The 26730-nt window shown below is 71.4% G+C and carries 24 protein-coding genes and 1 pseudogene; 14 read left to right on the top strand and 11 right to left on the bottom strand.

The genetic code is table 11. The annotated features are described in order from the left end of the window. The first annotated feature begins 184 nt into the window (after positions 1 to 184). Positions 185 to 1006 (top strand): MerR family transcriptional regulator, encoded by an 822-nt coding sequence (locus AC0693_RS14465; RefSeq protein WP_478801959.1) that lies wholly within the window; start codon positions 185 to 187, stop codon positions 1004 to 1006. Positions 1007 to 1074: 68 nt separating this feature from the next. Here the strand turns inward: AC0693_RS14465 and AC0693_RS14460 are convergent, their stop codons facing one another. Together AC0693_RS14460 and AC0693_RS14455 are read right to left on the bottom strand one after the other, a co-directional pair. Beyond that, positions 1075 to 2133: a glucose 1-dehydrogenase gene (locus AC0693_RS14460; RefSeq protein ID WP_478801958.1), complete on the bottom strand. Its 1059-nt coding sequence runs from the start codon at positions 2131 to 2133 to the stop codon at positions 1075 to 1077. 163 nt (positions 2134 to 2296) lie between these two features. Continuing rightward, on the bottom strand, positions 2297 to 3016 hold the full coding sequence (locus tag AC0693_RS14455) for an NADPH-dependent F420 reductase (RefSeq protein WP_478801957.1): 720 nt from the start codon (positions 3014 to 3016) through the stop codon (positions 2297 to 2299). 114 nt (positions 3017 to 3130) lie between these two features. Here AC0693_RS14455 and AC0693_RS14450 point away from each other — a divergent pair, with 114 nt between their 5' ends. From AC0693_RS14450 to AC0693_RS14430, 5 genes and pseudogenes are all read left to right on the top strand, one after another. Then, positions 3131 to 3763 carry a TetR/AcrR family transcriptional regulator gene (locus AC0693_RS14450; RefSeq protein ID WP_478801956.1) on the top strand — a complete coding sequence of 211 codons (633 nt, stop codon included), beginning with the start codon at positions 3131 to 3133 and terminating at the stop codon, positions 3761 to 3763. Positions 3764 to 3816: 53 nt separating this feature from the next. Continuing rightward, positions 3817 to 4995, top strand: a pseudogene (locus AC0693_RS14445) (serine/threonine-protein kinase); the annotation flags it as partial. Between the two features lie 46 nt (positions 4996 to 5041). Next, positions 5042 to 5866, top strand: a complete 825-nt coding sequence (locus AC0693_RS14440) for a sulfite exporter TauE/SafE family protein (RefSeq protein WP_478801955.1) — start codon at positions 5042 to 5044, stop codon at positions 5864 to 5866. 157 nt (positions 5867 to 6023) lie between these two features. Then, on the top strand, positions 6024 to 6461 hold the full coding sequence (locus AC0693_RS14435) for an STAS domain-containing protein (RefSeq protein ID WP_469317113.1): 438 nt from the start codon (positions 6024 to 6026) through the stop codon (positions 6459 to 6461). Positions 6462 to 6785: 324 nt separating this feature from the next. Further along, complete coding sequence (locus AC0693_RS14430; protein WP_356415880.1) at positions 6786 to 6989, top strand: cold-shock protein; 204 nt, start codon at positions 6786 to 6788, stop codon at positions 6987 to 6989. A gap of 237 nt (positions 6990 to 7226) precedes the next feature. Here the strand turns inward: AC0693_RS14430 and AC0693_RS14425 are convergent, their stop codons facing one another. Further along, positions 7227 to 7592, bottom strand: coding sequence for an ArsR/SmtB family transcription factor (locus tag AC0693_RS14425; protein ID WP_478801954.1), 366 nt, complete (start codon positions 7590 to 7592; stop codon positions 7227 to 7229). Positions 7593 to 7750: 158 nt separating this feature from the next. On the opposite strand from AC0693_RS14425, the gene AC0693_RS14420 reads away from it, so the two are divergent. Continuing rightward, entirely contained in the window at positions 7751 to 7981 is a 231-nt protein-coding gene (locus AC0693_RS14420) for a DUF5133 domain-containing protein (RefSeq protein WP_356415893.1), read from the top strand. A gap of 170 nt (positions 7982 to 8151) precedes the next feature. Here the strand turns inward: AC0693_RS14420 and AC0693_RS14415 are convergent, their stop codons facing one another. Further along, positions 8152 to 8391 carry a chaplin gene (locus AC0693_RS14415; protein ID WP_356415895.1) on the bottom strand — a complete coding sequence of 80 codons (240 nt, stop codon included), beginning with the start codon at positions 8389 to 8391 and terminating at the stop codon, positions 8152 to 8154. A 462-nt stretch (positions 8392 to 8853) separates the two neighbouring features. Between AC0693_RS14415 and AC0693_RS14410 the strand changes: the two genes are divergently transcribed. Next, positions 8854 to 10845 (top strand): APC family permease, encoded by a 1992-nt coding sequence (locus AC0693_RS14410; RefSeq protein ID WP_478801953.1) that lies wholly within the window; start codon positions 8854 to 8856, stop codon positions 10843 to 10845. A gap of 8 nt (positions 10846 to 10853) precedes the next feature. Here the strand turns inward: AC0693_RS14410 and AC0693_RS14405 are convergent, their stop codons facing one another. Beyond that, a complete protein-coding gene (locus AC0693_RS14405) occupies positions 10854 to 11264 on the bottom strand; it encodes a RidA family protein (RefSeq protein WP_478801952.1) in 411 nt (136 codons plus the stop codon). 250 nt (positions 11265 to 11514) lie between these two features. On the opposite strand from AC0693_RS14405, the gene AC0693_RS14400 reads away from it, so the two are divergent. After that, positions 11515 to 16092 (top strand): HAMP domain-containing protein, encoded by a 4578-nt coding sequence (locus tag AC0693_RS14400; protein ID WP_469333464.1) that lies wholly within the window; start codon positions 11515 to 11517, stop codon positions 16090 to 16092. A 114-nt stretch (positions 16093 to 16206) separates the two neighbouring features. Continuing rightward, positions 16207 to 18591 carry a SpoIIE family protein phosphatase gene (locus AC0693_RS14395; RefSeq protein ID WP_478801951.1) on the top strand — a complete coding sequence of 795 codons (2385 nt, stop codon included), beginning with the start codon at positions 16207 to 16209 and terminating at the stop codon, positions 18589 to 18591. A 102-nt stretch (positions 18592 to 18693) separates the two neighbouring features. Here AC0693_RS14395 and AC0693_RS14390 read toward each other — a convergent pair whose 3' ends face one another. The 4 genes from AC0693_RS14390 to AC0693_RS14375 form a co-directional block, all read right to left on the bottom strand. Continuing rightward, a complete protein-coding gene (locus AC0693_RS14390) occupies positions 18694 to 19125 on the bottom strand; it encodes a hypothetical protein (RefSeq protein WP_478801950.1) in 432 nt (143 codons plus the stop codon). Positions 19126 to 19242: 117 nt separating this feature from the next. Beyond that, positions 19243 to 20037 carry a bestrophin-like domain gene (locus AC0693_RS14385; protein WP_478802236.1) on the bottom strand — a complete coding sequence of 265 codons (795 nt, stop codon included), beginning with the start codon at positions 20035 to 20037 and terminating at the stop codon, positions 19243 to 19245. 55 nt (positions 20038 to 20092) lie between these two features. Then, positions 20093 to 20527, bottom strand: coding sequence for a VOC family protein (locus AC0693_RS14380; RefSeq protein ID WP_478802235.1), 435 nt, complete (start codon positions 20525 to 20527; stop codon positions 20093 to 20095). 110 nt (positions 20528 to 20637) lie between these two features. After that, positions 20638 to 21873: an FAD-dependent monooxygenase gene (locus AC0693_RS14375; RefSeq protein ID WP_478801949.1), complete on the bottom strand. Its 1236-nt coding sequence runs from the start codon at positions 21871 to 21873 to the stop codon at positions 20638 to 20640. Between the two features lie 89 nt (positions 21874 to 21962). Between AC0693_RS14375 and AC0693_RS14370 the strand changes: the two genes are divergently transcribed. The 4 genes from AC0693_RS14370 to AC0693_RS14355 all read left to right on the top strand — a co-directional run bounded on the left by AC0693_RS14370 (position 21963) and on the right by AC0693_RS14355 (position 25112). Further along, a complete protein-coding gene (locus AC0693_RS14370; protein WP_469333462.1) occupies positions 21963 to 22577 on the top strand; it encodes a TetR/AcrR family transcriptional regulator in 615 nt (204 codons plus the stop codon). 184 nt (positions 22578 to 22761) lie between these two features. Then, positions 22762 to 23241 carry a ricin-type beta-trefoil lectin domain protein gene (locus AC0693_RS14365; RefSeq protein ID WP_478801948.1) on the top strand — a complete coding sequence of 160 codons (480 nt, stop codon included), beginning with the start codon at positions 22762 to 22764 and terminating at the stop codon, positions 23239 to 23241. A 595-nt stretch (positions 23242 to 23836) separates the two neighbouring features. Beyond that, positions 23837 to 24184, top strand: a complete 348-nt coding sequence (locus AC0693_RS14360) for a hypothetical protein (protein ID WP_478801947.1) — start codon at positions 23837 to 23839, stop codon at positions 24182 to 24184. A 106-nt stretch (positions 24185 to 24290) separates the two neighbouring features. Continuing rightward, a complete protein-coding gene (locus AC0693_RS14355) occupies positions 24291 to 25112 on the top strand; it encodes a DUF2785 domain-containing protein (RefSeq protein WP_478801946.1) in 822 nt (273 codons plus the stop codon). A 147-nt stretch (positions 25113 to 25259) separates the two neighbouring features. Here AC0693_RS14355 and AC0693_RS14350 read toward each other — a convergent pair whose 3' ends face one another. Continuing rightward, positions 25260 to 25673, bottom strand: a complete 414-nt coding sequence (locus tag AC0693_RS14350) for a hypothetical protein (RefSeq protein WP_356408642.1) — start codon at positions 25671 to 25673, stop codon at positions 25260 to 25262. 96 nt (positions 25674 to 25769) lie between these two features. Continuing rightward, positions 25770 to 26585, bottom strand: coding sequence for a TIGR04222 domain-containing membrane protein (locus tag AC0693_RS14345; RefSeq protein WP_478801945.1), 816 nt, complete (start codon positions 26583 to 26585; stop codon positions 25770 to 25772). Positions 26586 to 26730: the final 145 nt, after the last annotated feature.

Genomic DNA, 26730 nt, shown 5'->3' with positions numbered 1-26730 from the left:
GAGCGTCACCCTTGGCTCATATGCCCGATTCCCGCGCTTCGGCGGTGGCCGGGGTGGCGGCGATGACCGCGATCGGCCATCTGATGGGCCGACTGCGCCGATGAAACCCGACGTTCTCGCTGTCCTCGGGACCACGTAGTTTCTTGACCCTCACACCGTGTCAGGCGGTCACGTCGGAGGCACCATGTTCACCATCGGAGACTTCGCCCGGCACGGCCGCGTCTCGGTCCGGATGCTGCGTCACTACGACGCGACCGGTCTGCTGCGCCCGGCCCATGTCGACCCTGCCAGCAACTACCGCTACTACACCGCCGGCCAGCTCGCCCGCCTCAACCGGATCATCGCGCTCAAGGACCTCGGGTTCACCCTCCAGCAGGTCCAGGACATCGTGGACGAGAAGGTCGGGGCCGACGAACTGCGCGGCATGCTGCGACTGCGGCGGGTCGAGCTGGAAACCGCCGTGGCCGTCGCGGAAGCGCGGCTGATCCAGGTCGAGGCGAGGCTCCGAGCGATCGAGAGCGAGGGGCGCATGCCCACGAACGACGTCGTCATCAAGAGCGTTCCCACCGTCCGGGTGGCGGAGCTGACTGCGACCGCCGCCGGTTTCGGGCCCGAAGACATCGGCCCGGTCATCGGGCCGCTCTACGCGGAGCTGTTCCGGTGCCTGAACTCGGCGGGCATCGCCCCCACGGGTCCCGGCATCGCCCATTACGAGGACGCCCCCGCAGGCGGCGGTGCCATCCGCGTCCACGCCGCCGTCCAGGTCTGCGCACCCCTCCAGGACGGCACCTTCCGCGTCCTTGACCTGCCCTCCCTCGACCAGGCTGCGACCATCGTGCACCGCGGCCCGATGGAGACCGTGCTGCCCGCCGCCCAGACCCTGGCCCGCTGGATCGATGGCAACGGCTACCGGTCCAGCGGCTACCCCCGCGAGGTCAACCTGGAGTGCCCCGAGGACCGCGACGAGTGGGTGACGGAACTGCAGGCGCCGGTGACCCGCGCCTGATCGACTGCGCTCCACCGTTCCCATGGGCGGGGGCGGACGCGTCGCTCCCGGGTCAGCCGGGGTTCCCGTCAGTCGTTGTCGTCCAGGGTGACGACTACCTTGATGTCGTCGTCCCGCGCGGTGAAGGCGTCGGCGGCCCGTTCCAGCGGGACCCGGCGGCTGATCACCCGCTCCAGCCAGGTGCCGTCCGCTTGGGCCAATGCGGCCGCGGCCTGCCGGTAGTGGCGCAGGTTGGCGTTGACCGAGCCCACGACCGCGTCGTTCTCCAGGACGAGTTCACGGTTGAGGCTGCCGGCGTCGACCGTGATGCTGCGGCCCTTGGGGGACACACCGGTGAGGCAGACGATGCCGTAGGCGGCGGTGCCTGCGAGGGCGTCGAACACCAGGCTGCCGGCCCCCGTCGCTTCGATGATCACGTCGGGCCGGACGGATGCGGTCACCCGGTCGACGTCCCCGCTGTGGTACTGAGCGCCCAGGTCGGCGATCAGCGCGGGCTTGGGGCCGGTTGTCACCCGGTCGAGGACGTGCACCTCCAAACCCTTCTGCGATCCGAGGAGGGCGGCCAGCAACCCGATGGGCCCGGCGCCGGTCACCAGCACGCTGCGCGGCTCGAACCACGACCGTGCGCCGACCCGTTCCACTTGCTCCCACGCCTTGGCCACCACCGTCGTGGGCTCCAGGAGCACGCCCACGCGCTCCAGCCCCGCGTCGAGCTTGACCGCGTAGTCGCGTTCCACCGTCCAGGCCTGGGACGCGTAACCGTCGAGTTCCTTGATGCCGCGCTCGGTGTACCGGCCGTTGCGGCACATGTCGAACTCGTCCCGTGCGCACGCGCCGCAGGGCTCGGGATCGGGCCGGCGCACGACCCCCACGACCAGGTCGCCCGTGACGAATCCGCTGCCGTCCGGGGCCCGGCGCACCCTGCCCAGCGACTCGTGGCCCAGGACGAGCCGCTCCCTGCCCGGCGGTGGCCAGCCGTACTGGCCCGCCACGATCTCCTTGTCCGTACCGCACACGCCGACGGCCAGGCCGTCCACGAGCAGTTCGCCCGCGGAGGGTTCGGGGTCGGGCACGCGGCTGACCTCCAACGAATCCGGATGCATCGGCCGGACGGTCACCGCACGCATGTCCTCTCCCTTCGTCGTGAAGGTCGCCCGCATGTTCCCGTGGGGCTTCCCTGCCCGGCGCCTACCCGGGCACCGGGCCGGTAGTACGGCCAGGGCCCGCGGAGCAGCGGGCGCGGCCCGTCGGCATCGAGCGGATCGACCCCGAGACCGACCGGCCGACCGGCTAGCGGACCACCTTGAGGCCGAAGTGCCCACCGAACCGGTACCCCAGGGCGAAGCCGATCGCGGAGTGCAGGTGGGCGTACATCTCCATGCCGCGGGCGCTGACGAGGGGACCCAGATCGAGGATGTCGGACCAGCCGTAGGCCTTGAGCAGGGCGGTGGTCCGCTCCTTGGCGTCGGGGTCGTCACCGGCGACGAACATGGTGTGGTCGCCGAGGCCCACCGCCGCCGGGTCGACGACCGTGCTCTGCTCCTGGGTGACGAAGGACTTCACGACGCGGGTGCGCGGCAGGGCGCGCTGGATCTGTTCACCGAGGCTGTCGGTGTCGCACGGCCCCAGCTTCGGCATGATCCCCCAGGGCGTGGGCCACGGGTGGTCTGGCCGGTGGTCGTAGACGTACGGGACGGCATAGTCGATCAGGATCTTGCCGGCCAGCTCGTCGGCGATCGCGGTCAGGGCGGCGACGGCGTTGCGGCCGTCGATCCCGTTGATCACCAGCTCGTCCGCCGCGGCCGCCGCCTCACCGAACGGCCGCAGCGTGATGCCGGGGTGGTCGGCCAGGAAGTCCCGGTAGGGCGGCGTCCCCATCATGTCGGGTTCGGTACGGGCCAGGGTGGCTTGGACATCACGGGTTCCGACGTACACCTCGTGGCCGAGACCGAGCAGCTTCGCGGCGTGAGCGCGGGCGCCGCCACCGGTGCCGAGAACGGCGATCCTCATGGACTTCTTCCTTCCTGGCCGGGCCTCCCCGGACAGGCGGGTCGGACCTCTTTCGGTACTGTTGTTCTGTACCGTAACACCTTTTGTCCGTTTTGCTGCAATCAAGGACGTGTGATGGCCCCCTCCGATCAGCCCGCGAACCAGCCGCGCACGCGCCGCCGCCGTGACCCGGATGCCCGCAAACGGGAGGTGATCGAGGCTGCGGAACGGGTGATCGCCGCCCGCGGCGTGGAGGGGATGACCCACCGCGCGGTCGCCGAGGAGGGCGGCATCCCCGTCGCCTCCACCACCTACCACTTCGCCACCCGCGACGACCTCATCCAGCTCGCCTTCGCGCGCTCCGTCGACCGCTTCGCGGCCTCCCTCGACACCCTCGACCGCGAGCGGCCTGCGACCACGCTCCCCGAGCTGGTCGACCGGCTCACCGACGCCGTCGTCACCGCCTGCACCACCGACCGCGACCGCTCCGTCGTGCAGTACGAACTCTTCCTCGCCGCCCTGCGCCGGCCCGCCCTGCGCCCGCTCGCGGACAGGGACATCGCGCTCGGCCGCACCAGCCTGGAAGCGCTGCTCCCGCCGCACCGGGCCGCCGCCGTCACCGCGCTCATGGCCGGACTGATCCTGCACGCCCTCGCCGGCACCACCCCACCCGACCGCGAGCACGTCCGCGCGGTCCTTGCCGACGCCTGCCACCTCGACCCGCCCGCCGGGCCCCCCACCGGCAGCTCCTCGCCGTCGCCGTCTTAGCGTCGGGCCACGATCCGCCGGACAGGAGGTGCCCCGTGGGCTACGGTCCTGACGTGGAGCCATTGATCACTGAAGACCCGTCCCACATAGGCCCCTACCGCCTCGTCGCCCGCCTCGGCGCCGGTGGCATGGGCCTGGTGTACCTGGGCCGTTCGGACGTCGGCCGTACCGTCGCGGTCAAGGTCGTGCAGGCCGAGTACGCCAGGAACGCCGAGTTCCGCAGGAGGTTCGCCCACGAGGTGGCCGCCGCGCGCCGGGTGGGCGGGGCCTGGACGGCGGCCGTGCTCGACGCCGACACCGACGCGGCGGTCCCGTGGGTGGCCACGCAGTACGTCGCCGGTCCGCCGCTTCAGGAGGTGGTCGCCCGGGACTTCGGGCCGCTGCCGGAGGCTTCGGTTCGTTCCCTCGCGAACGGGCTGGCACGGGCCTTGACCGAAATCCACGCCGTGCGCCTGATCCACCGGGACCTCAAACCGCAGAACGTCCTGATGACGATGGACGGGCCGCGCGTCATCGACTTCGGTATCGCGCGGGCCCTCGACACGCTGGCCGAGGGCGCGATGACGCGTACGGGCGCGGTGATCGGGTCGCCCGGATTCATGTCGCCGGAGCAGGTGCGGGGACTGCGGCTCACGCCCGCCTCCGACATCTTCTGCCTCGGCTCCGTCCTCGCCTACGCCGCCACCGGGCGCTCCCCCTTCGGAACCGCGGGCAGCGGGCTGCACGCCCTCATGTTCCGGGTCGCGGAGGAGGAGCCCGACCTCGACGGCGTCCCGGAGCCCCTCCTCGGGCTCGTACGGCAGTGCCTGCACAAGGACCCGGCCCTGCGGCCCACTCCCGAGGACGTCGCCGCCCGCACCCCCACGGACCCCGACGAACCATGGCTGCCGGGGAAGCTGCTCATCCACATAGGCCGTTCCGCCGCGCAGCTGCTGGACTTCGCGCCCAGCCCGGCACCGGGACCGGCATCGGGACCGACGATCGATTCAGGCCCCGCCCCCGGCTCGGCCCCCGCTCCCGCCCCGGTACCCGAGCCGACCCATCCGCCCGCGTACCGGCAGCCTCACCCCACCCGGCAGCAGCCGCCCGCTGCCGCGCCGCGGAGCACCCCGCCCGCCCCGGCCCGCGCACCGGGCGGAGCGCCCTCCCACCGTCCGGCCCCGATCAGGTTGCCGGCCTGGCTCCGCATGGTCCTGGCGTGCGCCGCCATCCTGATCGCCGCCTACCTCGTGACCAAGATCGCCTAGATCTCCAGGTCCCAGGAACAGGAAGGCGAGGATGTCCGTCGTGACCGCCGACCAGAACCTCGCGCCTCGCCGCCTCGCCCCGCCGTCACCCGTGGTGTTCGGTGCGGGAGCGGCCATCGGGGTGCTGGGAGGGATGATCGGGCTGGGCGGTGCGGAGTTCCGCCTGCCGCTGCTGATCGGCCTGTTCGGATTCGCCGCGCTGTCGGCGGTCATCCTGAACAAGGCGATGAGCCTGGTCGTGGTCCTGGTCGCGCTGCCGGCCCGGCTGGCGGCGGTCCCGGCCGCCGAGGTTGCCGCCCGCTGGCCGGTCGCGGTCAACCTGCTGGCCGGGAGCCTGCTGGGTGCCTGGGTCGGGGCGTCCTGGGCGGTACGGATGTGCTCCGCCACCCTCTACCGGGTGCTGGCCGCCCTGATGGTGCTCATGGCCGTGGCCGTGCTGGTCACGCACACCACGACCCTGGGCACGCTCGATCTGCCGTCGTGGGCGAAGGTGCCGTGCGGGGTGGTCGCCGGCTTCGGCATCGGGGTGGCCGCGGCGATCATGGGCGTGGCAGGCGGTGAGCTGCTGATTCCGACGATCGTGCTGCTGTTCGGGGAGGGGATCAAGACGGCGGGGAGCCTCTCCCTGCTGGTCTCGCTGCCGACCATGCTGGTGGCCTTCGCGCGGTACAGCCGTGACGGCAGCTTCGCCGTCCTCGGCGCGAACCTCCGCTTCGCGGCCATCATGGCCGCAGGTTCGCTCGCCGGCGCCGCCGTGGGCGGCCTGCTGCTGGGTGTGTTCCCAGACCTGGTGCTCATGCCCGCGCTGGCCGTGATCCTGCTCGTTTCCGCGGTCAAACTCGCCCGTCACGACTGAGGCCGCCAGCGGCGGCGGGCGCCACCGGCCCCGTTCCCGGCGGGGCGGGCTTGCGGAGGGCCGCGGAACAGCGGGAGGATCGATTCGGGCCGTCTGGTGCCCTAATCCCGGCGGCGGGCGTGCGTCAGGCCGTCCGGTCGCGGTGAGGTGAGAGGCCATGGACTTCCACATGACGATGAGGCGCTACGGGCCGACCGTGCACCTCGTTCCGGCCGGTGAACTCGACCTGGAGACCAGAGCCGCCCTGGACGAGGCGGAGGCCGCTCTCGACGGCGTCGAGGTGGTGGCCTGCGACATGGGAGAGCTGTCCTTCCTCGACGTCGCCGGGCTGCACGGCCTGCTCGGCTTCGTCCACCGCCTCGACGGGCGGAGCATCGCCTTCTTCACCTACGACTGGCAGCCCCAGCCGCTCCGGCTCCTCGATCTCATCGACAGCCTGCATCCGTCCCCCGGCGACCACGGAAGCCGCGGCGCACCCACCGAGCCGCTGCGCAGGTCCCTGGCGGAATCCGCTGCCGCGGCCCGCGCACGCGGGGCGGCCCGGGCCTGGCAGGACGCCATGCGCCGGGCGGCTGTCGCGCCACCGCTGCGCTAGGGCGCGTTTTAAAAGTAGCGCCGGGCGCCCGGAGGGCGCGGGCCTGCGGCGTCTGGTGCCGTGCATCGCAAGGCGGAGGGGCGCCCGTGTACTGGAGTACTCGGGCGCCCCGACAACGCAGGGGGCACCTCCCAGCGGTAGCTGGGGGAGAGGTGCGGTGCCAGGCGTCGCAGGCCAGGCGGGACTTTTAAAACACGCCCTGGGACGCGGGGGAGTAGGCCAAGTGGGCCACAGTGGTCGGCGACGCGGGCGCGGATGCTTGGTGGACGCGCGGGCCGGGCGTGAAGCTGCGGGGGACCGACGTGGTGTCTTTCTGGAGGGCGCATGGCTACCGGCACAGTGAAGTGGTTCAACTCGGAGAAGGGCTTCGGCTTCATCGAGCAGGACGGAGGCGGCCCGGACGTCTTCGCCCACTATTCCAACATCGCCTCCAGCGGCTTCCGCGAACTCATCGAAGGCCAGCACGTCTCCTTCGACGTCGTCCAGGGACAGAAGGGCCTCGAAGCGCAGAACATCACCGCCGAGTAGCGGTCACCGCCGCCCGAGGGGCCCCGGAGAGCACCGTGTTCCCGGGCCCCTCCGCCTTCCCCGGCCTCCGGTGTGGCATCAACCGCCGAAGCCGGGGCAGGAGCGGCGGCATGACCATTCTGCTGATGTTCCTGCTGCCCCTGGGCCTGGCACTCGTCCTCCTGGCGACCGGTGAGCCGGGCCGTCACGGCCGTCATCGTTCTTGATGCCTACCGGCTGATGCCGGCCGATCCCGGTTCACTCCACCGCCGCGAGCCCGTCCCCGAGGGGGCTGCGGCGGTACAGCACCTGCCGCCCCTGCCGGGCCCGGGTGACCAACCCGGCGGCGAAGAGCACCCGCAGGTGCTGCGACACGGCGCTCGGAGTGACCCGTAGCAGGCGGGCCAGGTCCGCCGTGGCCCGCGGCTCTCCCAGCAGCCGTAGCAGCCGCGCCCTCGGGGCGCCGAGCAGGGGTACGAGGGCCGACGCGTCCCGCGCCGCACCCGGGCCCCCGTCCGGTACCGGATGCCACAGCGTCGCCACCCCGCGGCTCGGGTAGATCAGGGACGGCGCCTCCTCCGCGCTGACCGGGGGCGCGGGCTTGTGCGCGAAGACCGAGGGCACCAGGAGCAGCCCACACCTGACCCCTCCCCCCGGCTCGCCGGCCGACGTCCGGACCCCGGAACCGTTCGCAGGCTCCTGTGCGCTTGAACCGCGACGGGCGGGGCAGTCGACGAGTCGATGATCACCACCTGATGGATCCGCTGGCGAAAGGCACCCCCATGCTGATGGCTCACCCGGCCGTGCTTCCCGGCCTCGTCGACCGCTACTGGGCGCTGTCCGTACTCGATGCGGCAGGAGACGACTCGCCCGTGCGCAAGGAGCTCGAAAGCGTGGAGCGAGCCCTGTGCGTGGCCACCGGCACCGCGGACGTCCACGCCGCCCTGATAGCCGCTCGCCACCGCCTGCCCGGTACGGGCCCGCTCGACGACTCCGTACTCGCCTCCACCTGAGACGGCGAGCGCCTGAACGCCGTGCCCGCGCAACGAGGGGCGCCCGCCCCGGAGTGCCGGGGCGGGCGCCTGAGTGAGCGGGACGGCCGGGGAGGAGTCCGGTTGCCGCGCTCACGGTCTCGCGGACCGGGGAAAGCCGCTGGTGCGCGCTTCGACCGGGGGACCGAGCGTCAGTCGTTGACGCAGACGTTGCCGAAGGCGGGGTTCAGGACGCCGACGACGTTGACGCTGTTGCCGCACACGTTGACGGGAACGTGGACCGGGACCTGGGCCAGGTTGCCGGACAGGACACCGGGCGAGCCGATGGCCGCGCCCTCGGCGCCGGCGTCGGCGGCAGCCATGCCGGCGCCGCCCATCATGACGGTGGCCGCGGTCGCGGCGATGGCGAAGCTCTTCTTCACTGCGGACATGACGTATCTCCTCGAACATGTTGGGGTGGGGGTCCTGCCGGGCCAGAGCCCTGACCTGCGTAACGACTGCCCGGAGGGTCGGGTAACGGTTTCGTCTGCCGACCGCACGGGTTTACCTTCCGCATGGCCACGGGGGGTTTCTCCGTCCGATCCGCCGTTAAGGATGCGTAAAGGTTTTTCCGGGGGCGGTCCATCGAAAGCCCTGGCCGCGTCTTCCGCACGCGGGGCCAGGGAGGCTCTTGGCGCGCTCCCCGCTGCCGAGTTGCCTGCTGCGCGCGGGTCGTTGAGGTGTGCAGGCCCCCGGGGGTGGCGGACGGTGCGCGGGGCACATGGGCGGAGCGGGTGCTGGAGTCGGCCTGTCCGGTGCGGGACGCGGTGGCGGCAGCCCCATACTCGTTGATCGTTGCGAGGCCCTCAGCCGATGGCCGTCGTGCAGGAGCTGAGGAAGGTCGGGAGAGGTCGATGGGGGACATGAACGAAGTGGCTCGGGCGGGGATGCCGGAGGTGGTGGACAGCCCCGCGGCGCGGCCGCAGCCCACGGGCAAGGTCGCGCAGTGGATGCTGCGGCACCGGGTCCAGCCGGTGGGACCCGCCGCGGGCGAGGGGCACGCCGTCCCGCACGCGTGGTGGAAGGTGATGTGCCTGACCGGAGTGGACTACTTCTCCAGCCTCGCCTACGTCCCCGCGATCGCCGCGCTGGCCGCCGGAGCGGTTTCGCCCCTGGCGACGCTGCTGATCGTGGCCCTGACCCTGCTGGGGATGCTGCCCATGTACCGGCGGGTGGCGAAGGAGAGCCCCCACGGTGCCGGTTCCGTGGCGATGCTGGAGGACCTGCTGCCGTTCTGGTGGGGCAAGCTGTTCGTGCTGGTCCTGCTCGGCTTCGTCGCCACCTCGTGGATCATCACGATCACCTTGTCCACGGCGGACGCCTCCGTGCACGTGGTCGAGAACCCCTTCTTCCCTCCCGCGCTGCACGGCCACGAGGTCGCGCTCACGGTGACGCTGCTGCTGGTCCTGGGAGGGGTGTTCCTGCTCGGGTTCAGCGAAGCCGTCAGCGTGGCCATCCCCCTGGTCGTCGTCTTCCTCGTGCTCAACGCCGTCGTCATCGGCGTCGGCCTGGTCCACGTCTTCACCACCCCCGGAGCCTGGTCCGCCTGGACGGACGCCCTCGCCGACGGCGGGGGAGGGATCGGCCACCTGATGGGCCCGGCCCTGCTGGCATTCCCGCTCCTGGTCCTCGGCCTGTCGGGCTTCGAGACCGGCGTGAGCATGATGCCGCTCATCGCCGCCGAAGGCGCCGATCCCGAGCAGCAGCTCCGCTCCCGCGTCCGCAACGCCCGGCTCCTGCTGACCACCGCCGCCCTGATCATGAGCGTCTACCTGCTGGCGGCGAGCTTCGTCACCACCGTCCTCGTCCCGCACAAGGAGTTCGAGCCCGGCGGCGGCGCCAACGGCCGCGCACTGGCCTACCTGGCCCACGAACAGGTGGGAGAGGCGTTCGGCACGGTCTACGACATCAGCACCATCCTGATCCTGTGGTTCGCCGGTGCCTCCGCCATGGCCGGGCTCGTCAACATCGTCCCCCGCTACCTGCCCGACTACGGCATGGCTCCCGAGTGGGGGCGCGCCGTACGCCCCGTCGTGATCGTCTACACCGCCCTGTGCGTCCTCATCACCATCGCCTTCAACGCGGACGTCGACGAACAGGCCGGCGCCTACGCCACCGGCGTCCTGGCCATGATGGTCTCCGGCGCCTTCGCCGTCACCGTCTCCGTCGCGCGCCACCGCCGCCGCGCCACCACCGTGGGCTTCGCCCTGCTCACCGCGGTGCTGCTCTACGCCCTGGTCGCCAACATCGTCGACAAGCCCGACGGCATCGTCATCTCCGGGTTCTTCATCGCCGGGATCATCATCGTGTCGCTGATCTCCCGGGTCTCACGCACCACGGAGCTGCGCGCCGACCGCATCGTCTTCGACGCCGCCGCCCGCCGGTTCATCGACGACACCCTCGCCCACGACAACTCCATCAACATCATCGCCAACCGCCGCCAGACCGGTGACGTCGACGAGTACGGCGGCAAGGAACGCGAACAGCGCGGCGTCAATCCGGTGCCCGGCGCAGCCGACGTGCTGTTCCTGGAGATCGACGTGATCGACCCCTCCGACTTCAGCGACACCCTCAGCGTGCACGGCGTCGAAGTCGACGGATACCGGGTACTGCGCGCCGACGCGCCGGCGGCCCCGAACGCCATCGCCGCCATCCTGCTGGCCCTGCGCAACGCCACCGACGTCCAGCCGCACTGCTACTTCGCCTGGGCCGAGGGCAGCCCGCTGGTGCACATGGTCCGGTACTTCCTCCTCGGCCGCGGCGACACCGCCCCGGTGACCCGCGAGATCATCCGCAGCCACGAACCCGACCCGGCCCGCCGCCCCGGAATCCACGTGGGCGGCTGACCCCGGCGTCAGTCGGGCAGTGCCACGGTGAGGTCCACCTCGACGAGCTGTCCGGAAAAGCCCAGCTGGGCGACGCCCAGGAGCGTGCTGGCGGTGGTGAACGCCGGACCCAGGTCGGACTCGGTGAGCCGCCGCCACACGGCTCCGAGGTCGTCCCTGTCGTCACTCCGTACGTAGATCACGGACCGCACCACGTGCTGCGGCCGGGCACGCGCCGCCGCCAGCGCGGTGAGCGCGTTCGCGGCCACCTGGTCGACCTGCGCTTCGAGGGAACCGGAACCGACGAGGTCGCCGTTGCGGTCGAGCGGGCACTGGCCCGCCAGGTAGGCCGTACGTCCTGCCTCCACCACCGTGATGTGGTGGTAGCCGGGCGTCTCGTGGAGCTGCTCGGGGTTGACGCGGGTGATCTTCTCAGCCATGTCCGCGAGTCTGACCGACGCGGCGCCGGCCCGCACCGCAATTTCCCCGCCGGCAAGCGCTGCGCGGCAACCGGAGCCGAACGGGCTGACGGCGGGCCCGGGCGCCGGGCTCCCGGCCCTCGCCCAGGCCGCCGGCCGCGAGGCAGGGCGGGGGGCGTACCCGAGGCGCCGTTCCGGGTGTGATGCACTTGATTCCGGTAAGCCTCAGGTCGTGGCGTGCCTCGGGTTGAGTTGAGGAGATGGGACAGGGATGGCCAAGTCGGCGGTTGCGCGTGCGGGTGCTGTGGCGCCGGGCGCGGTGGGGGAATCCGAGCTGCGGCAGCTGCTCGCCGGACTGACGGCGGTGCGCGACGGCGACTTCGGCACCCGGTTGCCCGATGCGGCGGACGGGCTCCTCGGTGAGATCGCCACGGTCTTCAACGGGATGGTGGACCAGCTGTCGCTGTTCACCTCGGAGGTCACCCGGGTCGCCCGCGAGGTCGGCACCGAGGGGACGCTCGGCGGTCAGGCCGAGGTGCCCGGGGTGTCGGGCACGTGGGCCGACCTCACGGACTCGGTGAACGCGATGGCCGGAAACCTCACCACGCAGGTCCGTGACATCGCCCAGGTCGCGACCGCGGTGGCCCGGGGCGACCTGTCGCAGAAGATCGACGTCGCCGCGCGGGGCGAGATCCTGGAGCTGAAGGACACCGTCAACACGATGGTCGACCAGCTCTCCTCCTTCGCAGACGAGGTCACCCGCGTGGCCCGGGAGGTGGGCAGCGAAGGCCGCCTCGGCGGACAGGCCGAGGTACCGGGCGTCGCCGGAGTGTGGCGGGACCTCACCGACTCCGTGAACTTCATGGCCGGAAACCTCACCGACCAGGTCCGCAACATCGCCCAGGTGACGACGGCGGTCGCCAAGGGCGACCTGTCGCAGAAGATCGACGTGGACGCCCGGGGCGAGATCCTGGAGCTGAAGAACACCATCAACACGATGGTCGACCAGCTCTCCGCCTTCGCGGGAGAGGTGACCCGCATGGCCCGCGAGGTCGGCACCGAGGGCATCCTCGGCGGCCAGGCCGACGTCAAGGGCGTCTCCGGCACCTGGCGGGATCTGACCGACTCGGTGAACTTCATGGCCGGGAACCTCACCTCCCAGGTGCGCTCCATCGCGCAGGTGGCGACCGCGGTCGCGCGCGGCGATCTCTCGCAGAAGGTCCGGGTGGACGCCCGCGGCGAGATCCTGGAGCTCAAGACCACCATCAACACGATGGTCGACCAGCTCTCCGCCTTCGCCGACGAGGTCACCCGCGTCGCCCGCGAGGTCGGCACGGACGGCCGGCTCGGCGGCCAGGCCGACGTGAAGGGCGTCTCCGGCACCTGGCGGGACCTGACCGACTCGGTGAACTTCATGGCCGACAACCTGACCGCGCAGGTGCGCTCGATCGCCGAGGTCACCACGGCGGTGGCGCAGGGCGACCTGTCGCAGAAGATCCGGGTGGACGCCCGCGGCGAGATCCTGGAGCTGAAGGACACCATCAACACGATGGTCGACCAGCTCTCGGCCTTCGCGGACGAGGTGACGCGCGTCGCCCGCGAGGTCGGCACCGAGGGCAATCTCGGTGGGCAGGCCACGGTGCGCGGGGTGTCGGGCACCTGGAAGGACCTGACCGACAACGTCAACGTCATGGCCTCGAACCTGACCGGGCAGGTGCGGTCTATCGCCCAGGTGGCGACGGCCGTGGCCAGGGGCGACCTGTCGCAGAAGATCACGGTGGAGGCGAAGGGCGAGGTGGCCGCGCTCGCCGGGGTCATCAACACGATGGTGGACACGCTGTCCGCCTTCGCCGACGAGGTCACCCGCGTCGCCCGCGAGGTCGGCACCGAGGGCCGGCTCGGCGGGCAGGCGCGCGTCCCCAACGTGGCGGGCACGTGGAAGGACCTCACCGACAACGTCAACTCGATGGCGAACAACCTCACGGGCCAGGTCCGCAACATCGCGCTGGTCACCACGGCGGTCGCCAACGGCGACCTGTCGAAGAAGATCGACGTCGACGCGCGGGGCGAGATCCTGGAGTTGAAGACCACGATCAACACGATGGTCGACCAGCTGTCCTCTTTCGCGGCCGAGGTGACGCGCGTGGCGCGCGAGGTGGGCAGCGAGGGGCGGCTCGGTGGCCAGGCCGAGGTCGAGGGCGTCGAGGGCACCTGGAAGCGGCTGACGGAGAACGTCAACGAGCTGGCCGGAAACCTGACCCGGCAGGTCCGGGCGATCGCCGAGGTCGCAAGCGCGGTGGCGGAGGGCGACCTGACGAGGTCGATCACCGTGGACGCCTCCGGCGAGGTCGCCGAACTCAAGGACAACATCAACTCGATGGTCGGCTCGCTGCGCGAGACCACCCGCGCCAACCAGGAACAGGACTGGCTCAAGTCCAACCTGGCGCAGATCTCCGGCCTGATGCAGGGCCACCGCGACCTCGCGGTCGTCGCCGAACTCGTGATGGACGAACTCACCCCGCTGGTGAACGCCAGCTACGGCGCCTTCTACCTCGCGGAGGAAGCCGACGGGCAGACCTGGCTGTCCCTGATCGGATCCTTCGGCCGGCCGGCCGCAAGCCCCGCGCCCACGCGCCTGCGCCTGGGCGAGACCCTGGTGGGGCAGGCGGCCCGTAGTCGCCGGATCCTCGCCATCGACGACGTCCCCTCCGGCTACGTGATCTCCTCGGGGCTGGGCGCCGCCGCACCCGCCAGCCTCATCGTGCTGCCCATCCTGGTCGAGGACCAGGTCCTGGGCGTCATCGAGCTGGCGTCCTTCACGTCCTTCACACCGGCCCACCGCGATTTCCTGGGCCGTCTGATGGAGACCGTCGGCGTCAACGTCAGCACCATCGTGGCCAACGCCCGTACCGACGAACTCCTGGGCGAGTCGCAGCGGTTGACCGTCGAGTTGCAGGCCCGCTCGGAGCAGCTCCAGGTGCAGCAGGACGAACTCCAGCGCTCCAACGCCGAGCTGGAGGAGAAGGCCGCCCTCCTCGCGACCCAGAACCGGGACATCGAGACGAAGAACCTGGAGATCGAGCAGGCGCGGCAGGAACTGGAGGACCGCGCGCAGCAGTTGTCGCTGGCCTCGAAGTACAAGTCCGAGTTCCTGGCCAACATGAGCCACGAGCTGCGCACCCCGCTGAACAGCCTGCTCATCCTCGCCCAGCTCCTGGCGCAGAACCCCACGCGCAACCTGACCGCCAAGCAGGTCGAGTACGCCGGGATCATCCACTCGGCGGGCTCCGACCTGCTCCAGCTGATCAACGACATCCTCGACCTGTCCAAGGTCGAGGCCGGAAAGATGGACATCAACCCGGAGCGGGTCTCGCTCCAGCGGCTGCTCAACTACGTGGAAGCCTCCTTCAGGCCCCTCACCAGCCAGAAGGGACTCGAATTCGACATCGAGACCTCACCCGGCGTGCCGGTGGACCTGCTGACGGACGACGCGCGGCTCCAGCAGATCCTGCGCAACCTGCTGTCCAACGCGGTGAAGTTCACCGAACAGGGCCGGGTGCGGGTCCGTATCGAACCGGCGGACAGCGCGGAACTGCCCCCCGAGCTGGCCCAGGCCGGCTCCGTGGTGGCCTTCCGGGTCATCGACACCGGCATCGGGATCGCCGAAGAGCAGCTGGAAGCGATCTTCGCGGCTTTCCAGCAGGCCGACGGAACCACCAGCCGCAAGTACGGCGGCACGGGCCTCGGCCTGTCGATCACCAGGGAGATCGCCCGGCTCCTCGGGGGTGCCGTCACCGCGCGCAGCGTGCCCGGGGAAGGCTCCACGTTCACCCTGTACCTCCCTGTGTCCCGCCCCGACGCCACGGAGCAGGACGCAGGCCTTCTCGTCCTGGAGCCGGCCGCCGTCACGGCGGCGGCCGAGGAGCGTGAGGACACGAGGCCGCAGGCTGCCCGGTCCCGGCGCCCCCGGCGCCTGCTGGTCATCGAACAGCGCAGCAACGGCCTCCTCAGCCTCGTCGCCGAAAGCGCGGCCGCGGACCTGGCCGCCGGACGCGTCTCCTCGCGACCCGACGAAGGGATCGAGGTAGTCACCGCCCTCAGTGCCGCCGAGGCGGCCGACGTCCTGGCCCAGTCGACCTTCCACTGCGTGGTCCTCGAACTGGACGCCGACGGGGAGGCGTTGCGCTTCCTGCGGGCCCTGGCGGGTGACACCGCCCTTGCGTCCCTGCCGGTCCTCGCCCACGACAACCGCCGGATGACCCTCGCGCAGCAGCAGGAGGTCGCCCAGCGGACCGCCGCTCAGCCGCTGGAAGTCCTCGCCAGCCTGGACGAACTCCGCGAGCGCATCGCCCTGCACCTCTCCGCCGACCGCCCCGGGGACGTCCTGCCGCTGGTGCGCTCCGACGGCGACCTCGCCGTCCCCGAGCACTCCGTCGTCGACACCAGTCTCGCGGGCCGTTCCGTCCTGGTCGTCGACGACGACCCGCGCAACCTGTACGCGATCAGCGGCATCCTGGAACTGCACGGCATGCGGGTCATCCACGCCGAGAACGGCCGCAAGGGCATCGAGACCCTGACCAGCACGCCGGGCATCGACCTGATCCTGATGGACGTGATGATGCCGGAACTGGACGGCTACGGGGCGACCGCCGAGATCAGGCGCATGCCCCAGTACGCGGACCTGCCCATCATCTCCGTCACCGCCAAGGCCATGCCGGGGGACCGCGAGAAGAGCCTGGCTTCCGGGTCGAGCGATTACGTCACCAAGCCCGTGGACGCCGATGACCTCATCACTCGGCTGCGCCGCTGGCTGCCGCCGCACGAAGGCTCCGGTACCGCTCGTGCCTGACTTCCGCAGCGCCCACGTCGCCCTTACCGAGAAAGCCGCCCGACGGTGAACACCAACCCCACAGAACCCCCAGCGTCCCGGCCGGAAGGCCGCAGACCGCACGGCACACCGGCGGTGCCGCCCACCACCGCCCCGGCACGCCGCCCCGGCCCCGGCGCCGAGCCGGCGTCCTCCACCGCGCAGGAGGCGGGACGCCTGGCCGCCACGGTGGAACGGCTCCGTCAAGAGGCCATCGAAGCCCAGTCCGCCGCCGACGGACGGGCCCTGATCGAGATGGCCAAGGGCATCCTCGTAGGGCGCCTGGGGTGCGGGCCCGCCGAGGCGTCCCGGCAGTTGGCCAAGCTCGCCGAGCAGTCCGGGGTGACCCTCCTCGAACTGGCCGTCGACGTCATCAACCAGGCCGCCCGCGACCGTGTCAGCGACATCGCGCAGCAGTTCCTCAACGCAGCGGTCGACGAGCCGGCCGAGGGCGGCGACACCCACGCCGTACGGCTGCGGGCCGCCGAGAGCGGCGTACTGGCGGCCACCGACGCCCAGGCCGTCGCCACCTCCGTGTGGGAGAACGCGCTGCGCCCGCTGGGCGCCTTCGCCGTCGCGATCTGGGTCGCCGCGTCCGACGCGTCCCTCACCCTCGTCGGCCAGTGCGGCTTCACGGAGGAGGACGCCTCCCGCTGGCGCTACGTGCCGCCCGAGGTGACCACCTGCGCCCGCCTCGCACTGACCGCGCGCGACACGGCGGTCGTCGCCGACCTCTCCGAAGCCGGCATCCCCACCATCGGCCGGCGCCAGCACCCCGAGGGCGGACGCATCATGCTGCCGGCGGGCACCGGCGGCCGCATCCACGGCGTGCTGGAGATCGCCTGGCCGAACGACGTCCCCCCGCAGTCCCCCCACCTGCTGCGCCAGCTCGAAGCCCTGGCCGAACTGTGCGCGTACACCATCGACGAACAGCGGCCGCACGCCGAGGACCGCGGGGCTCTGCTCCTGCCCGCGGTCGCGGAGCTCACCGAGCTGGCCGACCATCTGTACGATCCGGCCCTCGTGCTCACTCCCAGCCTCGACAGCGAAGGGCACTTGGCCGACTTCCACATCCACCACACCAACGACCGCTTCATCGACCCCGCGGGCCGCTCCCGCTCGATGGTCACCGGCAGCCGCTTCCTGGAGGCATACCCCGCGGCAGCCGACAGCGGCCTCTTCGAGAGCCTGGAACGGACCTACGCCACCGGGGAAGCCTGCCAGATGCGGCACACGACCCTGACGGCCTTCGTCGGGGACGTACCGCTCACCACCGTCGCCGACGTCAGCATCACCCGCCACGGCACGGCCCTCTTCCTGATCTGGAAGATCGAGGACGAAACGGCGCGACTGGCCAACCTGCTGCAGCACGCGCAGCGACTCGGCCGTGTCGGCGGCTTCGAGCAGAACATGACCACCGGCGAAATCAGCTGGAACGGCCAGCTGTTCAGCCTCTTCGGCCTGCCGGCCACGGCGTCGCCCGTACCCCTCGAAGACCTGGCCTCCTACGCCCACCCGCACGACATGAACTCCATCGGCCGGTTCCTGCGCACGCTCCTGCACCGGCTGCGCGAATCCTCGGTCGATTTCCGCCTGCAGCGCTCCGACGGCATCACGCGCCACATCCGCATGGTCGCGGAACCCGTCCTGGACGACCAGGGCCGCCTGCGCGCGGTCCGGGGCGCCTGCCAGGACGTCTCATCCCAGCACTGGACCGAGGTCGCCCTCGCCGCCACCCGCGACCAACTCGCCGACACCGAAGCCGAATCGGCCGACCGCAGCAGGCTCACCCTGCAACTCCAACAGGTCATCATGCCGCCCGCCCCGGCGCCCATGGAGGTCCCGGGCATCCGCATCGCGGTCCGCTACCGCCCCGCGGAAACCGAGTCCCTCGTCGGAGGAGACTGGTACGACTCGGTGGTCCTGCCCGATGGCAAGATCCTCCTCAGCGTCGGTGACGTCGCCGGCCACGGCATCCCGGCAGCGACCGGCATGGTCATCCTGCGCAACGCGCTCCGCGGCCTCGCCGTCACCGGAGCAGGCCCCGCGCAACTGCTGGCCTGGCTCAACACCATCGCCTTCCACCTCACCAGCGACCTCACCGCCACCGCTGTCTGCGGCATCTTCGACCCGGAGAACCGCTCCCTGCGCTGGGCCCGCGCCGGCCACCTGCCCCCCGTACTCATCCGCGGCGCCCAGGCCCAGAGCTTCCCCATGCCCTCCGGACTGCTCCTCGGAGCACTGCCCGACACGGCCTTCACGGAAGAAGAGGTGCAGCTCGAAGCCGAGGACATCCTCCTCATGTACACGGACGGCCTCGTGGAGCGCAGGGACATCGCCGTCACGGAATCGCTGGCCCAACTGCTCACCATCGCCTCCCGGACCGCGGACTCACTGGAGAAGCGCCTCGACAACCTGCTGACCTACAGCGCGTCCGACACGGACGACGACACGTGCCTCATCGGAATCCAGGTGCACTGACCGCCGCCCCGGCGCGGTATCAAGGCCGGCAGATGGTGCGGCAGTTCCTTCGGCGCCCGGGTGCCACAGGCACCCGGGCCCCTCGACGTGTTCCCCGGCGCATCAACCGGGTTCGGCTGGCTGGGCGGTGATCTGGGCCAGCGTGTCCCGGAGCCGGCGGACGGCGTCCTCGGCTTCTGCGTATTCCTCGGGGCTCGGGAGGACGGTTCCGAAGGTGCCTCCCCGGTCGGCGGGCAGGGCGCGCCAGCGCAGGACCGGTTCGAGGGCGTCGATGGCGCCGGAGAGGAACCAGGCCAGGCGGCCGTGGGTACGAGCGAGGGAGACCGCCAGGACGGCAAGCGCTTCCCGCAGCTGACCGAGCCGGTCGATCGCCGGCAGCGACTCCTGGACGTCCGGCGGGCCGACGGCGTCGCGCAGGCCGGTCTCGGCCTGCAGCGCGAGAGCGCGTTCGCTCGGCGCCAGTGCCCACATCTGGTCGCGTACTTGCTGCTCGGCCTCCTCGGCCAGCATGGCGACGATCCTGCGCATGTCCATGCCGCTCACCCTAATGAATGAGGCCACGGACGGCAGCCTCACCGGTGCGGCACGGCGTCCGAGACGCCGGCGGCCACGAGTCCCACCGCCTACGCTACGGACGCCGCCGGGGCGACCTCAGCCCGCGGCCCAGAACTGCGCCAGTGCCGCCTCCTTGTACGGCGCCGGACTCACGCTCAGGTCCCCCGCGAAGGGCCGGTCCAGCGCCACCACGAGGAGCAGGCTGAACCCGATGAGCCCGGCCACCGCCGACACGAACAGCAACTGCATCTTCATGCTGCGCAGCCCGAACAGGAAGGTGAGCGGGACCGTCACGAGCGCGCCCCCGTACACCAGTACCTGGAGCAGGACCGGCAGCGACGTCTCCGCCATCGAGACGCGCGCCCGGCGCTGCGAGGCGACGTCGTTGAGCCGGGTGACCGCCTCGGTGTAGAAGGTCTCGGCCCGGGCGCCCTTCGGCTCGTACGCCTGGAGGGCCTCGTACAGCCTGCGCGTCTGCGAGCCGGTGGCCTCGTAACTCGGCCGGCCCTCGCGCATCAGCGGCCACTGCACCTCGACGACGGCGTGCACGTACGCGCCGACCGCCCCGTTCACCCTCGCGCGGTCGGCCGGCGGGAAGGCATCGGCGCTGCGCACGACGAGGGCCAGGTCGGTGGCCTCGTTGGCGACGATGTTCTCGGTGTTCTCCAGTTGAGTCCAGAGGGTGACGACGACGAAGGCGAGGATGATGCCGTAGATCGCGCCGAACATGCCGAGCGCGACGCCGACCATCTCATTGTGTTCCCCCCGCGCCAGGTGCGGGAAGCGGCGGCGTGCTGCCAGGCTGCCGACCACGGCGAGGGCGGTGAGGCCGCCCACCACGAGGACGGCGATGAGGAACGTACTGAGGTGATTGAGCAACCAGAGGATCATGCGCTGCTTAACGAGCACCCACCCTCCGGGAAGCTCCGCGCAGGCCGGGGTGGGTTCAGTCGATACAGAATTCGTTGCCTTCGATGTCCAGCATGGGGATGCACGACTCGTTCTCCCCGTCGGCGTACAGCGTTTGCACGTGCGTGGCGCCGAGCGCGACCAGGCGCGCGCACTCGGCTTCGAGTGCGGCGAGGCGTTCGTCCCCCACGAGCCCCGTGCCGACCCGGACATCGAGATGCACCCGGTTCTTGACGGTCTTGCCTTCGGGGATGCGCTGGAAGTACAGACGTGGCCCCGCGCCGGAGGGGTCACCGCACGCGAACCACGCATCCCGCTTCTCAGGAGGGAGGGTGTGGTTGAAATCGTCCCAGGTCGCGAACCCCTCCGGTGGCGGCGCTGCGACGTACCCCAACACCTCGCACCAGAAGCGGGCGAGGCGCTCGGGTTCCGCGCAGTCGAAGGTGACCTGGAACTTCTTGACGGCTGACATGGATGACATCACCGCACCGTAGCAAGGGGACTTGGGACGCTGCCGCCCATTTCGGCCGGGCGTATCTGCCCTCCCGGCATGTCCTGCAGACGCGATACGGCAAGCCGCATTCAGGCTCGGCGGTCCGGGAGGCGGAAGCCGTTGAAGAGGTCGTCCATGCCGCGCAGGGCCAGACGGGCGGGCGTGGTGCGCACCGCCATGTCGCGGGCGGCCACCGCGAGCGGGTTGCGGAGGGCGCCCAGGCGGCCGACCCGGCGGGCGCGGACGCGCACGGCGTCGGTGCGGCCGAGGCGTGCGGCCGTGTAGGCGGCGAGGGCGGCGGGAAGGGAGTCCCCGCTGTCCCCACTATCTCTGCTGTCCCCGCTGTCCCCGCTGTCCCCGCTGTCCTGGACCTCTCCGTCGGGGAGCAGGTGGGCGAGGACCACCGCGTCCTCGATGGCCTGGCAGCCGCCCTGTCCGAGGTTCGGGGCCATGGCGTGCGCGGCGTCGCCGATCCAGGCGATCCGGCCGCGGTGCAGCCTGGGCAGCTGGGCGGCCAGGTCGTAGAGGTCGTTCTGCAGCACCTGGCCGGGGTCGAGACGCTCGACGCGGTCCAGCAGGGCCGGAATCGGGTCGTGCCACGAGCCGAAGCGCTGCCGCAGTTCGGCGCGGGCGTCGGCTGAGCGGGTCCCGGCCGGGACGACCGCGGTGGCGTACAGGTAGAAACGGCCGTCGGAGAGCGGGGTCAGCCCGAAGCGCTCGCCCCGCCCCCAGGTCTCGCTCATCTCCGGTATCCGCAGGTCCGGCGCGGCCACGATGGTCCGCCAGGCGGTTTCGCCGATGTAGTGCAGGCCGGGGTGAGCGGGAAAGTGGGCGCGGCGCAACGGGCTGTGGATGCCGTCGGCGGCGACCACCAGATCGGCGGTGAGGTCTTCGCCCGCCGCCGTACGGACGGTCGGGCGACCCGTGGCGCCCTCGACGGCGGTCACGGTGGTGCCGTAGCGAAGGGACTCCGGCGGGAGGGCGGCGGCCAGAGCCGCGGTGAAGGCCGGGCGCGGCACGGCGATCGGGGGCATGCCGTAGCGCGCAGCCATGTCCGCGGTCCCGGCCCGGTTCAGCCACCGGCCGTCGGAGCGGCGTACGCCCATGGTCGCGGGCACGGCGCTCCCGGCGGCGCGGGCGGCGTCCACGCCGATGGCGTCGAGTGCGCGCAGGGCGTTGGAGGCCAGGCCGATACCGGCGCCGGTGCAGGGGAGTTCGGGCGCGCGCTCGCAGACGGTGACGCGCCAGCCGCGGCGGTGGAGTGCGATGGCGGCCGTGAGGCCTCCGATACCGGCCCCGGCCACCACCGCATGACGTTTCGGCATGGAACACATCTCCGTTCGGTTCGGAATTCGTGCGTCCTCTACAGCTGTAGAGCCGCCAGAGCTTCACTCTACAGCTGTAGAGTGAGGGCATGTCCAGCCCCGACCGCCGCACCCTCATCGCGGACACAGCGATCGCCACCGTGGCCACGGCCGGCCTGCGCGGGCTCACGCACCGCGCGATCGACGCCGCGGCGGGGCTGCCCGCGGGCAGCACCTCGTACTACTTCCGCACGCGGACGGCCCTGATCGGCGCCTGTTACGCGCGCATCGCGGAATTGGACCTGGACGACTTCGACGCGGGGCAGCCGGCCCCCTCCGCCGCGGGGCGGCCCGCTTCGCGGGAGGAGGCGGCGGCCGCGATCGGGGCACTGCTGCACCGCTGGCTGACCACCGGCCGCGAGCGGCAGCTGGCGCGTTACGAGCTGAGCATCGAGGCCGCGCGCACGCCGGAACTGGGGACGGCCCTGCATCAGGCGGGCCTGGCGGCCCGCGGCCGTACGGCCGCCGCACTCGCGGCACTGGGCGCCGCCCGGCCGGCCGAAGCCGCCGAACTGCTGGTCGCCTGGACCGAAGGCGTGCTCTACGACCGCCTCGTGGGTGCGATGGCCCGTACGCGGCCCGCACCCGACCCGGCGGAGCTCACGGCGGTCGCCCGCAGGATGCTGGACGCCGTACTGGCCGGCTCCAGTGGGTCGCCGGAGTGAACGCCTGCCGCGGCCTGTCGGGTCATCACATGTGCCGGCTCATTGGGATGAACGTGCTGCGCAGAAACCGTTGGCCAACCCTTGGGTGGTGCTACCAATTGGCCCGCGTTCGGAACCGCGTGGGGAAGCCATCTCGCGCTCGGGCGTGAATCCCACTTCTCCCGCAAGAACGGATTTCGCCCCCATGACCATCGCCTTCCGCAAGACGCTCGCCCTCACGACGTTGGCCCTGGCCGCCTCCCTCCTGCCCACCGCCGGAGCGCAGGCCGCGACCACCACCGCCCCGGCGCTGCGCGCACCCGGTCTCTACTGCCTCGCCAACGCCTGGAACACCCCGAAGATCTCCACGAAGCCGTGCGACCCCAAGGACCAGGGCCAGCACTGGACCCTCTCGGGCCACCAGATCGCCCTGTCCAACGCTCCCGCCTACTGCCTCGCCAACACGTGGAACGCCCCGGACGTCTCGGTGAAGCCGTGTGACCCGAAGGACCAGGGGCAGTACTGGAACGTCTCCGGTCAGCAGGTCGGCCTCGCCTACGCTCCGGCCTATTGCTTCGCCAACACGTGGAACTCCTCGGGCGTCTCGGTGAAGCCGTGCGACCCGAAGGACCCGGGCCAGCACTGGGTTCTGTTCAAGGACCAGCTCAGCCTCGCCGCTGCCTGACCCCTCACCCCGCAGACGCCGTCCGTGCCGGATCGGCAAGCCGACTGGACCAGCGGTCCCGGCTGTCAGCGGCACGGACCCGAGCGGGGCCGCACCGGCGACCCTGTGGGGCGTCGTCTTCGCGCCTTTCATGGGTGGTGGGGGCATGGGGGTGGGCAACGGCGTGCGCTCCTCCGGCTGGGTGGCCAGCCGGCTCCTGCCCTCGACATCGTCGCCGGCTGAGCGGTCACACCGACGGGCGGCGCGGGCAACTCCGTGCCGCCCGCCGGCGGATCCGGATCCGGGTATCAGGCCAGCGGGATCGACTTCGCGTCATGTCCCCGCCTCGTGCTCGGAAGCTCTGGAAAAGTGCCCGTTTGTCACGCAAGCTTCCCGCAACCGGCGGCGCTGAGCCGCCCGTTGGAGACACGTCACGCCATTCTTGGGGGGAATCATGAAGAAGCCCGGCATTCTTGCCGTGATGGCACTGGCACTCGTGGCCACACTGAGTCCTGTCGCCACCGCGCAGGCGGCACCGGCTCCGAGTGGGCCCAGCGTGGTCGGAGCACCGACCGTCGGCGAACGCACAGGCACCACAAGCGCCCCCGTCGTCAGTATGACCCGTACCGGCAGCGCGGCCTGCGACGTCAGCTTCACGGGGAACGGTCCTGCCGCCGCAGTGGTCCTGTGCGGATCCATCGTCCGGCGCTTGGACTGGCCGGACGGCCGGTACGAGTTCGTGGTCATCGGGAGCGACCGCCAGATCTGGCACAGCTATCAGTTCAGCTCGAACAGCTCGTGGTCCACCTGGGGCACCCTCGGCAACAGCAACAACGTGCAGGCTGGCGTCTGGGCCTGGTTCTCCGGCGGGAATCCCACGGTGCAGGTGCTCGGGGGCAACGGCGGCTACTGGTGCAACACGTTCAACGGCAACGGCACGTGGACCAACTGGTACGGCTGCTAGCGTGCGGGCGCATCGATGAAAGTGCCTGCGAGGTGCAGTCCGGCGAGCAGACGGTCGCCGGGATAATACGACGGCCTCCGCGACCGGGCGCGGTAGGGTCCGGGCCATGAAGATCGACTGGGACGACCTCTGCGCCACCGGCTTCGGCGTCCCGTCGGGCGTGGGTCTCGACGAACTCACGGTGCAACTGGCGGATTGTCTGCGCGACCGGGACCCCGAGGTGCGCGACGGCGCGCCGTACGTGGTGCTGCGGACCTGGATCGCGCGCGATGTCATCGCCGGTGCACCGCGGCTGCGGCTGGGCGACGAGATGGCGCGCCGGTTCACCGACAGCGAGGTCCAGGCCCGTACGTTCGCCCCGCTGGTCCTTGACATGATCGTCACGCGGGGCGACTTCCGGCAGCCCTGGCTCGACGCCTTCGCGGCCTGGTTCCCCGAGGAGAGCGACCTGCGCGCCCACGATCCGAAGCTGGGCTGGCTGCACGCCGTCGCGCACGGGTCGGACCTGCTGGGAACCTTCGGCACCCACCCGGACGTCGACCCCGGGTCCATGCTCGCCCTCGCGGCCGGGCGCATGCTCGCCCGCCACGACCAGGTCTGGGACCAGCAGGAGGACGACCGGCTCGCCGGTGCGATCGCCAGGGTCCTGACGCGACCGGAACTGAGCGACGATGCGGCGACCGCCTGGCTCGACCCGGTCGCTGCCGACTTCGGGGCGATCGGTCCCGGACCGAAGCCCGCGTACGCGACCAACACGATGCGCACGCTGCGCATGCTCTACCTGCTCCTCGACCTCGGCGCGCCCCTGGTGCCGCGCGGCCCCCAGCGGCCGGTCCCGCACGCCGAGCCGCTGAAGGCCCGCCTGGCGTCCGTCCTCGACCAGGTCTTCGGACACCAGCCGATCAAGGACTTCCCGCCTGCGGTGTGATCGCGAGCCTGCCGACCAGGAAAACGGAACGCGGGCGGGCCGGCATCACGGTACGTTCGTCCATACGGGGTGCGGCCCTGGCCAACAGGGCCGCGACGGGGGCCGCACCCCGACATGTGAAACGTCGACCCTTGGCCGGGCCCCCGGTTACTCGACCCTGGGGAGGGACGGGGAGGAGTCACTGTCCCCGGTCTCCAGCGCGCGCAGGATGCCGTCGACCGCGGATTCCTCCCACCCCATGTAATCCGTCTCCAGAAGCAGGGCCCCGTGGTGGTCGCGGAGCGTCCGGGCGATCTCTCCCAGCTCGCGGGCCTGGCGGGGGGAGATCCGTACGGGCGGCCGGTCGTAGCCGAACGTCGAGCGTGCGATGTGTGCGAGCGTCTCCGGGGTGCAGTCTTCCGGGAGTGCCAGGGGCACGCCCTCCTCGATCAGCCGGCAGGCGGCGGCCGCGGTGGTGTAGACGGGAGACAGCCGTTCTGCGAAGCGGGGGTTCCAGGAGTACCAGTCCCCGGCGTCGTCGCGCCAGAACCGCCCGGCCGGTGATGTCTGTTCGGCTGTCACGTGTGCTGATCCTCCTGGTAGTTCAGTTCTGGCGAAACGGTATCTGTAGCACCGCGAGAGTGGTACGTCTTCCGCCGAAAGTGCTCACGCGACCACCTAAAGACCACCGAGGCCGGGGCCCCCGTCGGGCTGGAAGGTGGAAGCAGGCTCGCGACGCAGCAGGCGGCTCAGGTCCGCCGGCATTCCCTCGGTGGACGTGCCCTCGCGGGCCACGCGTCGCAGGACCTCCCCGTGCGGCCCGTCCGCCGTCGAAGGGACGCGCTGTTCCTCGATGAGGGGCGCGCCCTCGGGGGTCGGGCCGTCGGGTTCCGGCCCCTTGAAGCAGGTGAAGACCAGGGCCGGTACGGCGAACCAGGTGACGACCGCCGCAGGTTGGCCGGGTGCCCAGTGGCCCGAGACGTCCGCGATGATCGCCGCGGACATCCCGAGCGTGGTCGGCGTCAGCAGCAGGACCATGGCCAGGATCGCGACCCAGGTCTCCGCCCGCTTGCGCAGGACGGGATGGCGGATCAGACCGTCCCGGGCGAGGGTCTCACCGACCCGGCGGACGGCGAGGCTGTGTTTGGTCCGCTTCTCCGCCCCTCGGGGCGACAGCGGCCGCCGGAAGCGTCCCGGGTCCCAGCAGGCGGCCAGGGCGGCCGCTTCCACCGGATGCGGGGCCCCGACGGGCCCGGCGAGGACGATCCGGTCCTCCTGCACGGTGATCCGCCCCGCGAGGTGCAGGGCCGCCAGCGCGGTCTGCGCCGTGCGTCTGCGTCCGCCGCACAGGTAGGCGTACGCGTAGACGTCCAGCCTCGGCGGCGGGTCGGGCACCACGCCCCGGAAGACGCGCAGTTTCCGCCGGAGCACCCCTTGCACGAGGAGCCCCGCGCCCAGCAGGATCCACATGCCCGCGGTCAGTCCGATCCACATGAGCCCACCCCCGCCCTCAGTGTCCGCCCGCTCGGCCGCGCCGCCAAGAGGGGTCAACTGCGCGGCGGCGCAGGAGACCTGCCCGTCGCGGGCCGCTTCGCCGAAGGCCCGTATGAGAGACTCGGCGCCACCTGCCTGTCATGGA

The sequence above is a fragment of the Streptomyces sp. NPDC043876 genome (assembly GCF_056435825.1).
This window is presented reverse-complemented; position numbering and strand designations above follow the sequence as displayed.

Coding starts and splice junctions, on each gene's coding strand:
- AC0693_RS14465 (WP_478801959.1), top strand. CDS start 185: ATGTTCACCATCGGAGACTTCGCCCGGCACGGCCGCGTCTCGGTCCGG.
- AC0693_RS14460 (WP_478801958.1), bottom strand. CDS start 2,133: ATGCGTGCGGTGACCGTCCGGCCGATGCATCCGGATTCGTTGGAGGTC.
- AC0693_RS14455 (WP_478801957.1), bottom strand. CDS start 3,016: ATGAGGATCGCCGTTCTCGGCACCGGTGGCGGCGCCCGCGCTCACGCC.
- AC0693_RS14450 (WP_478801956.1), top strand. CDS start 3,131: ATGGCCCCCTCCGATCAGCCCGCGAACCAGCCGCGCACGCGCCGCCGC.
- AC0693_RS14440 (WP_478801955.1), top strand. CDS start 5,042: ATGTCCGTCGTGACCGCCGACCAGAACCTCGCGCCTCGCCGCCTCGCC.
- AC0693_RS14435 (WP_469317113.1), top strand. CDS start 6,024: ATGGACTTCCACATGACGATGAGGCGCTACGGGCCGACCGTGCACCTC.
- AC0693_RS14430 (WP_356415880.1), top strand. CDS start 6,786: ATGGCTACCGGCACAGTGAAGTGGTTCAACTCGGAGAAGGGCTTCGGC.
- AC0693_RS14420 (WP_356415893.1), top strand. CDS start 7,751: ATGCTGATGGCTCACCCGGCCGTGCTTCCCGGCCTCGTCGACCGCTAC.
- AC0693_RS14415 (WP_356415895.1), bottom strand. CDS start 8,391: ATGTCCGCAGTGAAGAAGAGCTTCGCCATCGCCGCGACCGCGGCCACC.
- AC0693_RS14410 (WP_478801953.1), top strand. CDS start 8,854: ATGGGGGACATGAACGAAGTGGCTCGGGCGGGGATGCCGGAGGTGGTG.
- AC0693_RS14405 (WP_478801952.1), bottom strand. CDS start 11,264: ATGGCTGAGAAGATCACCCGCGTCAACCCCGAGCAGCTCCACGAGACG.
- AC0693_RS14400 (WP_469333464.1), top strand. CDS start 11,515: ATGGCCAAGTCGGCGGTTGCGCGTGCGGGTGCTGTGGCGCCGGGCGCG.
- AC0693_RS14390 (WP_478801950.1), bottom strand. CDS start 19,125: ATGGACATGCGCAGGATCGTCGCCATGCTGGCCGAGGAGGCCGAGCAG.
- AC0693_RS14385 (WP_478802236.1), bottom strand. CDS start 20,037: ATGATCCTCTGGTTGCTCAATCACCTCAGTACGTTCCTCATCGCCGTC.
- AC0693_RS14380 (WP_478802235.1), bottom strand. CDS start 20,527: ATGTCAGCCGTCAAGAAGTTCCAGGTCACCTTCGACTGCGCGGAACCC.
- AC0693_RS14375 (WP_478801949.1), bottom strand. CDS start 21,873: ATGCCGAAACGTCATGCGGTGGTGGCCGGGGCCGGTATCGGAGGCCTC.
- AC0693_RS14370 (WP_469333462.1), top strand. CDS start 21,963: ATGTCCAGCCCCGACCGCCGCACCCTCATCGCGGACACAGCGATCGCC.
- AC0693_RS14365 (WP_478801948.1), top strand. CDS start 22,762: ATGACCATCGCCTTCCGCAAGACGCTCGCCCTCACGACGTTGGCCCTG.
- AC0693_RS14360 (WP_478801947.1), top strand. CDS start 23,837: ATGACCCGTACCGGCAGCGCGGCCTGCGACGTCAGCTTCACGGGGAAC.
- AC0693_RS14355 (WP_478801946.1), top strand. CDS start 24,291: ATGAAGATCGACTGGGACGACCTCTGCGCCACCGGCTTCGGCGTCCCG.
- AC0693_RS14345 (WP_478801945.1), bottom strand. CDS start 26,585: ATGTGGATCGGACTGACCGCGGGCATGTGGATCCTGCTGGGCGCGGGG.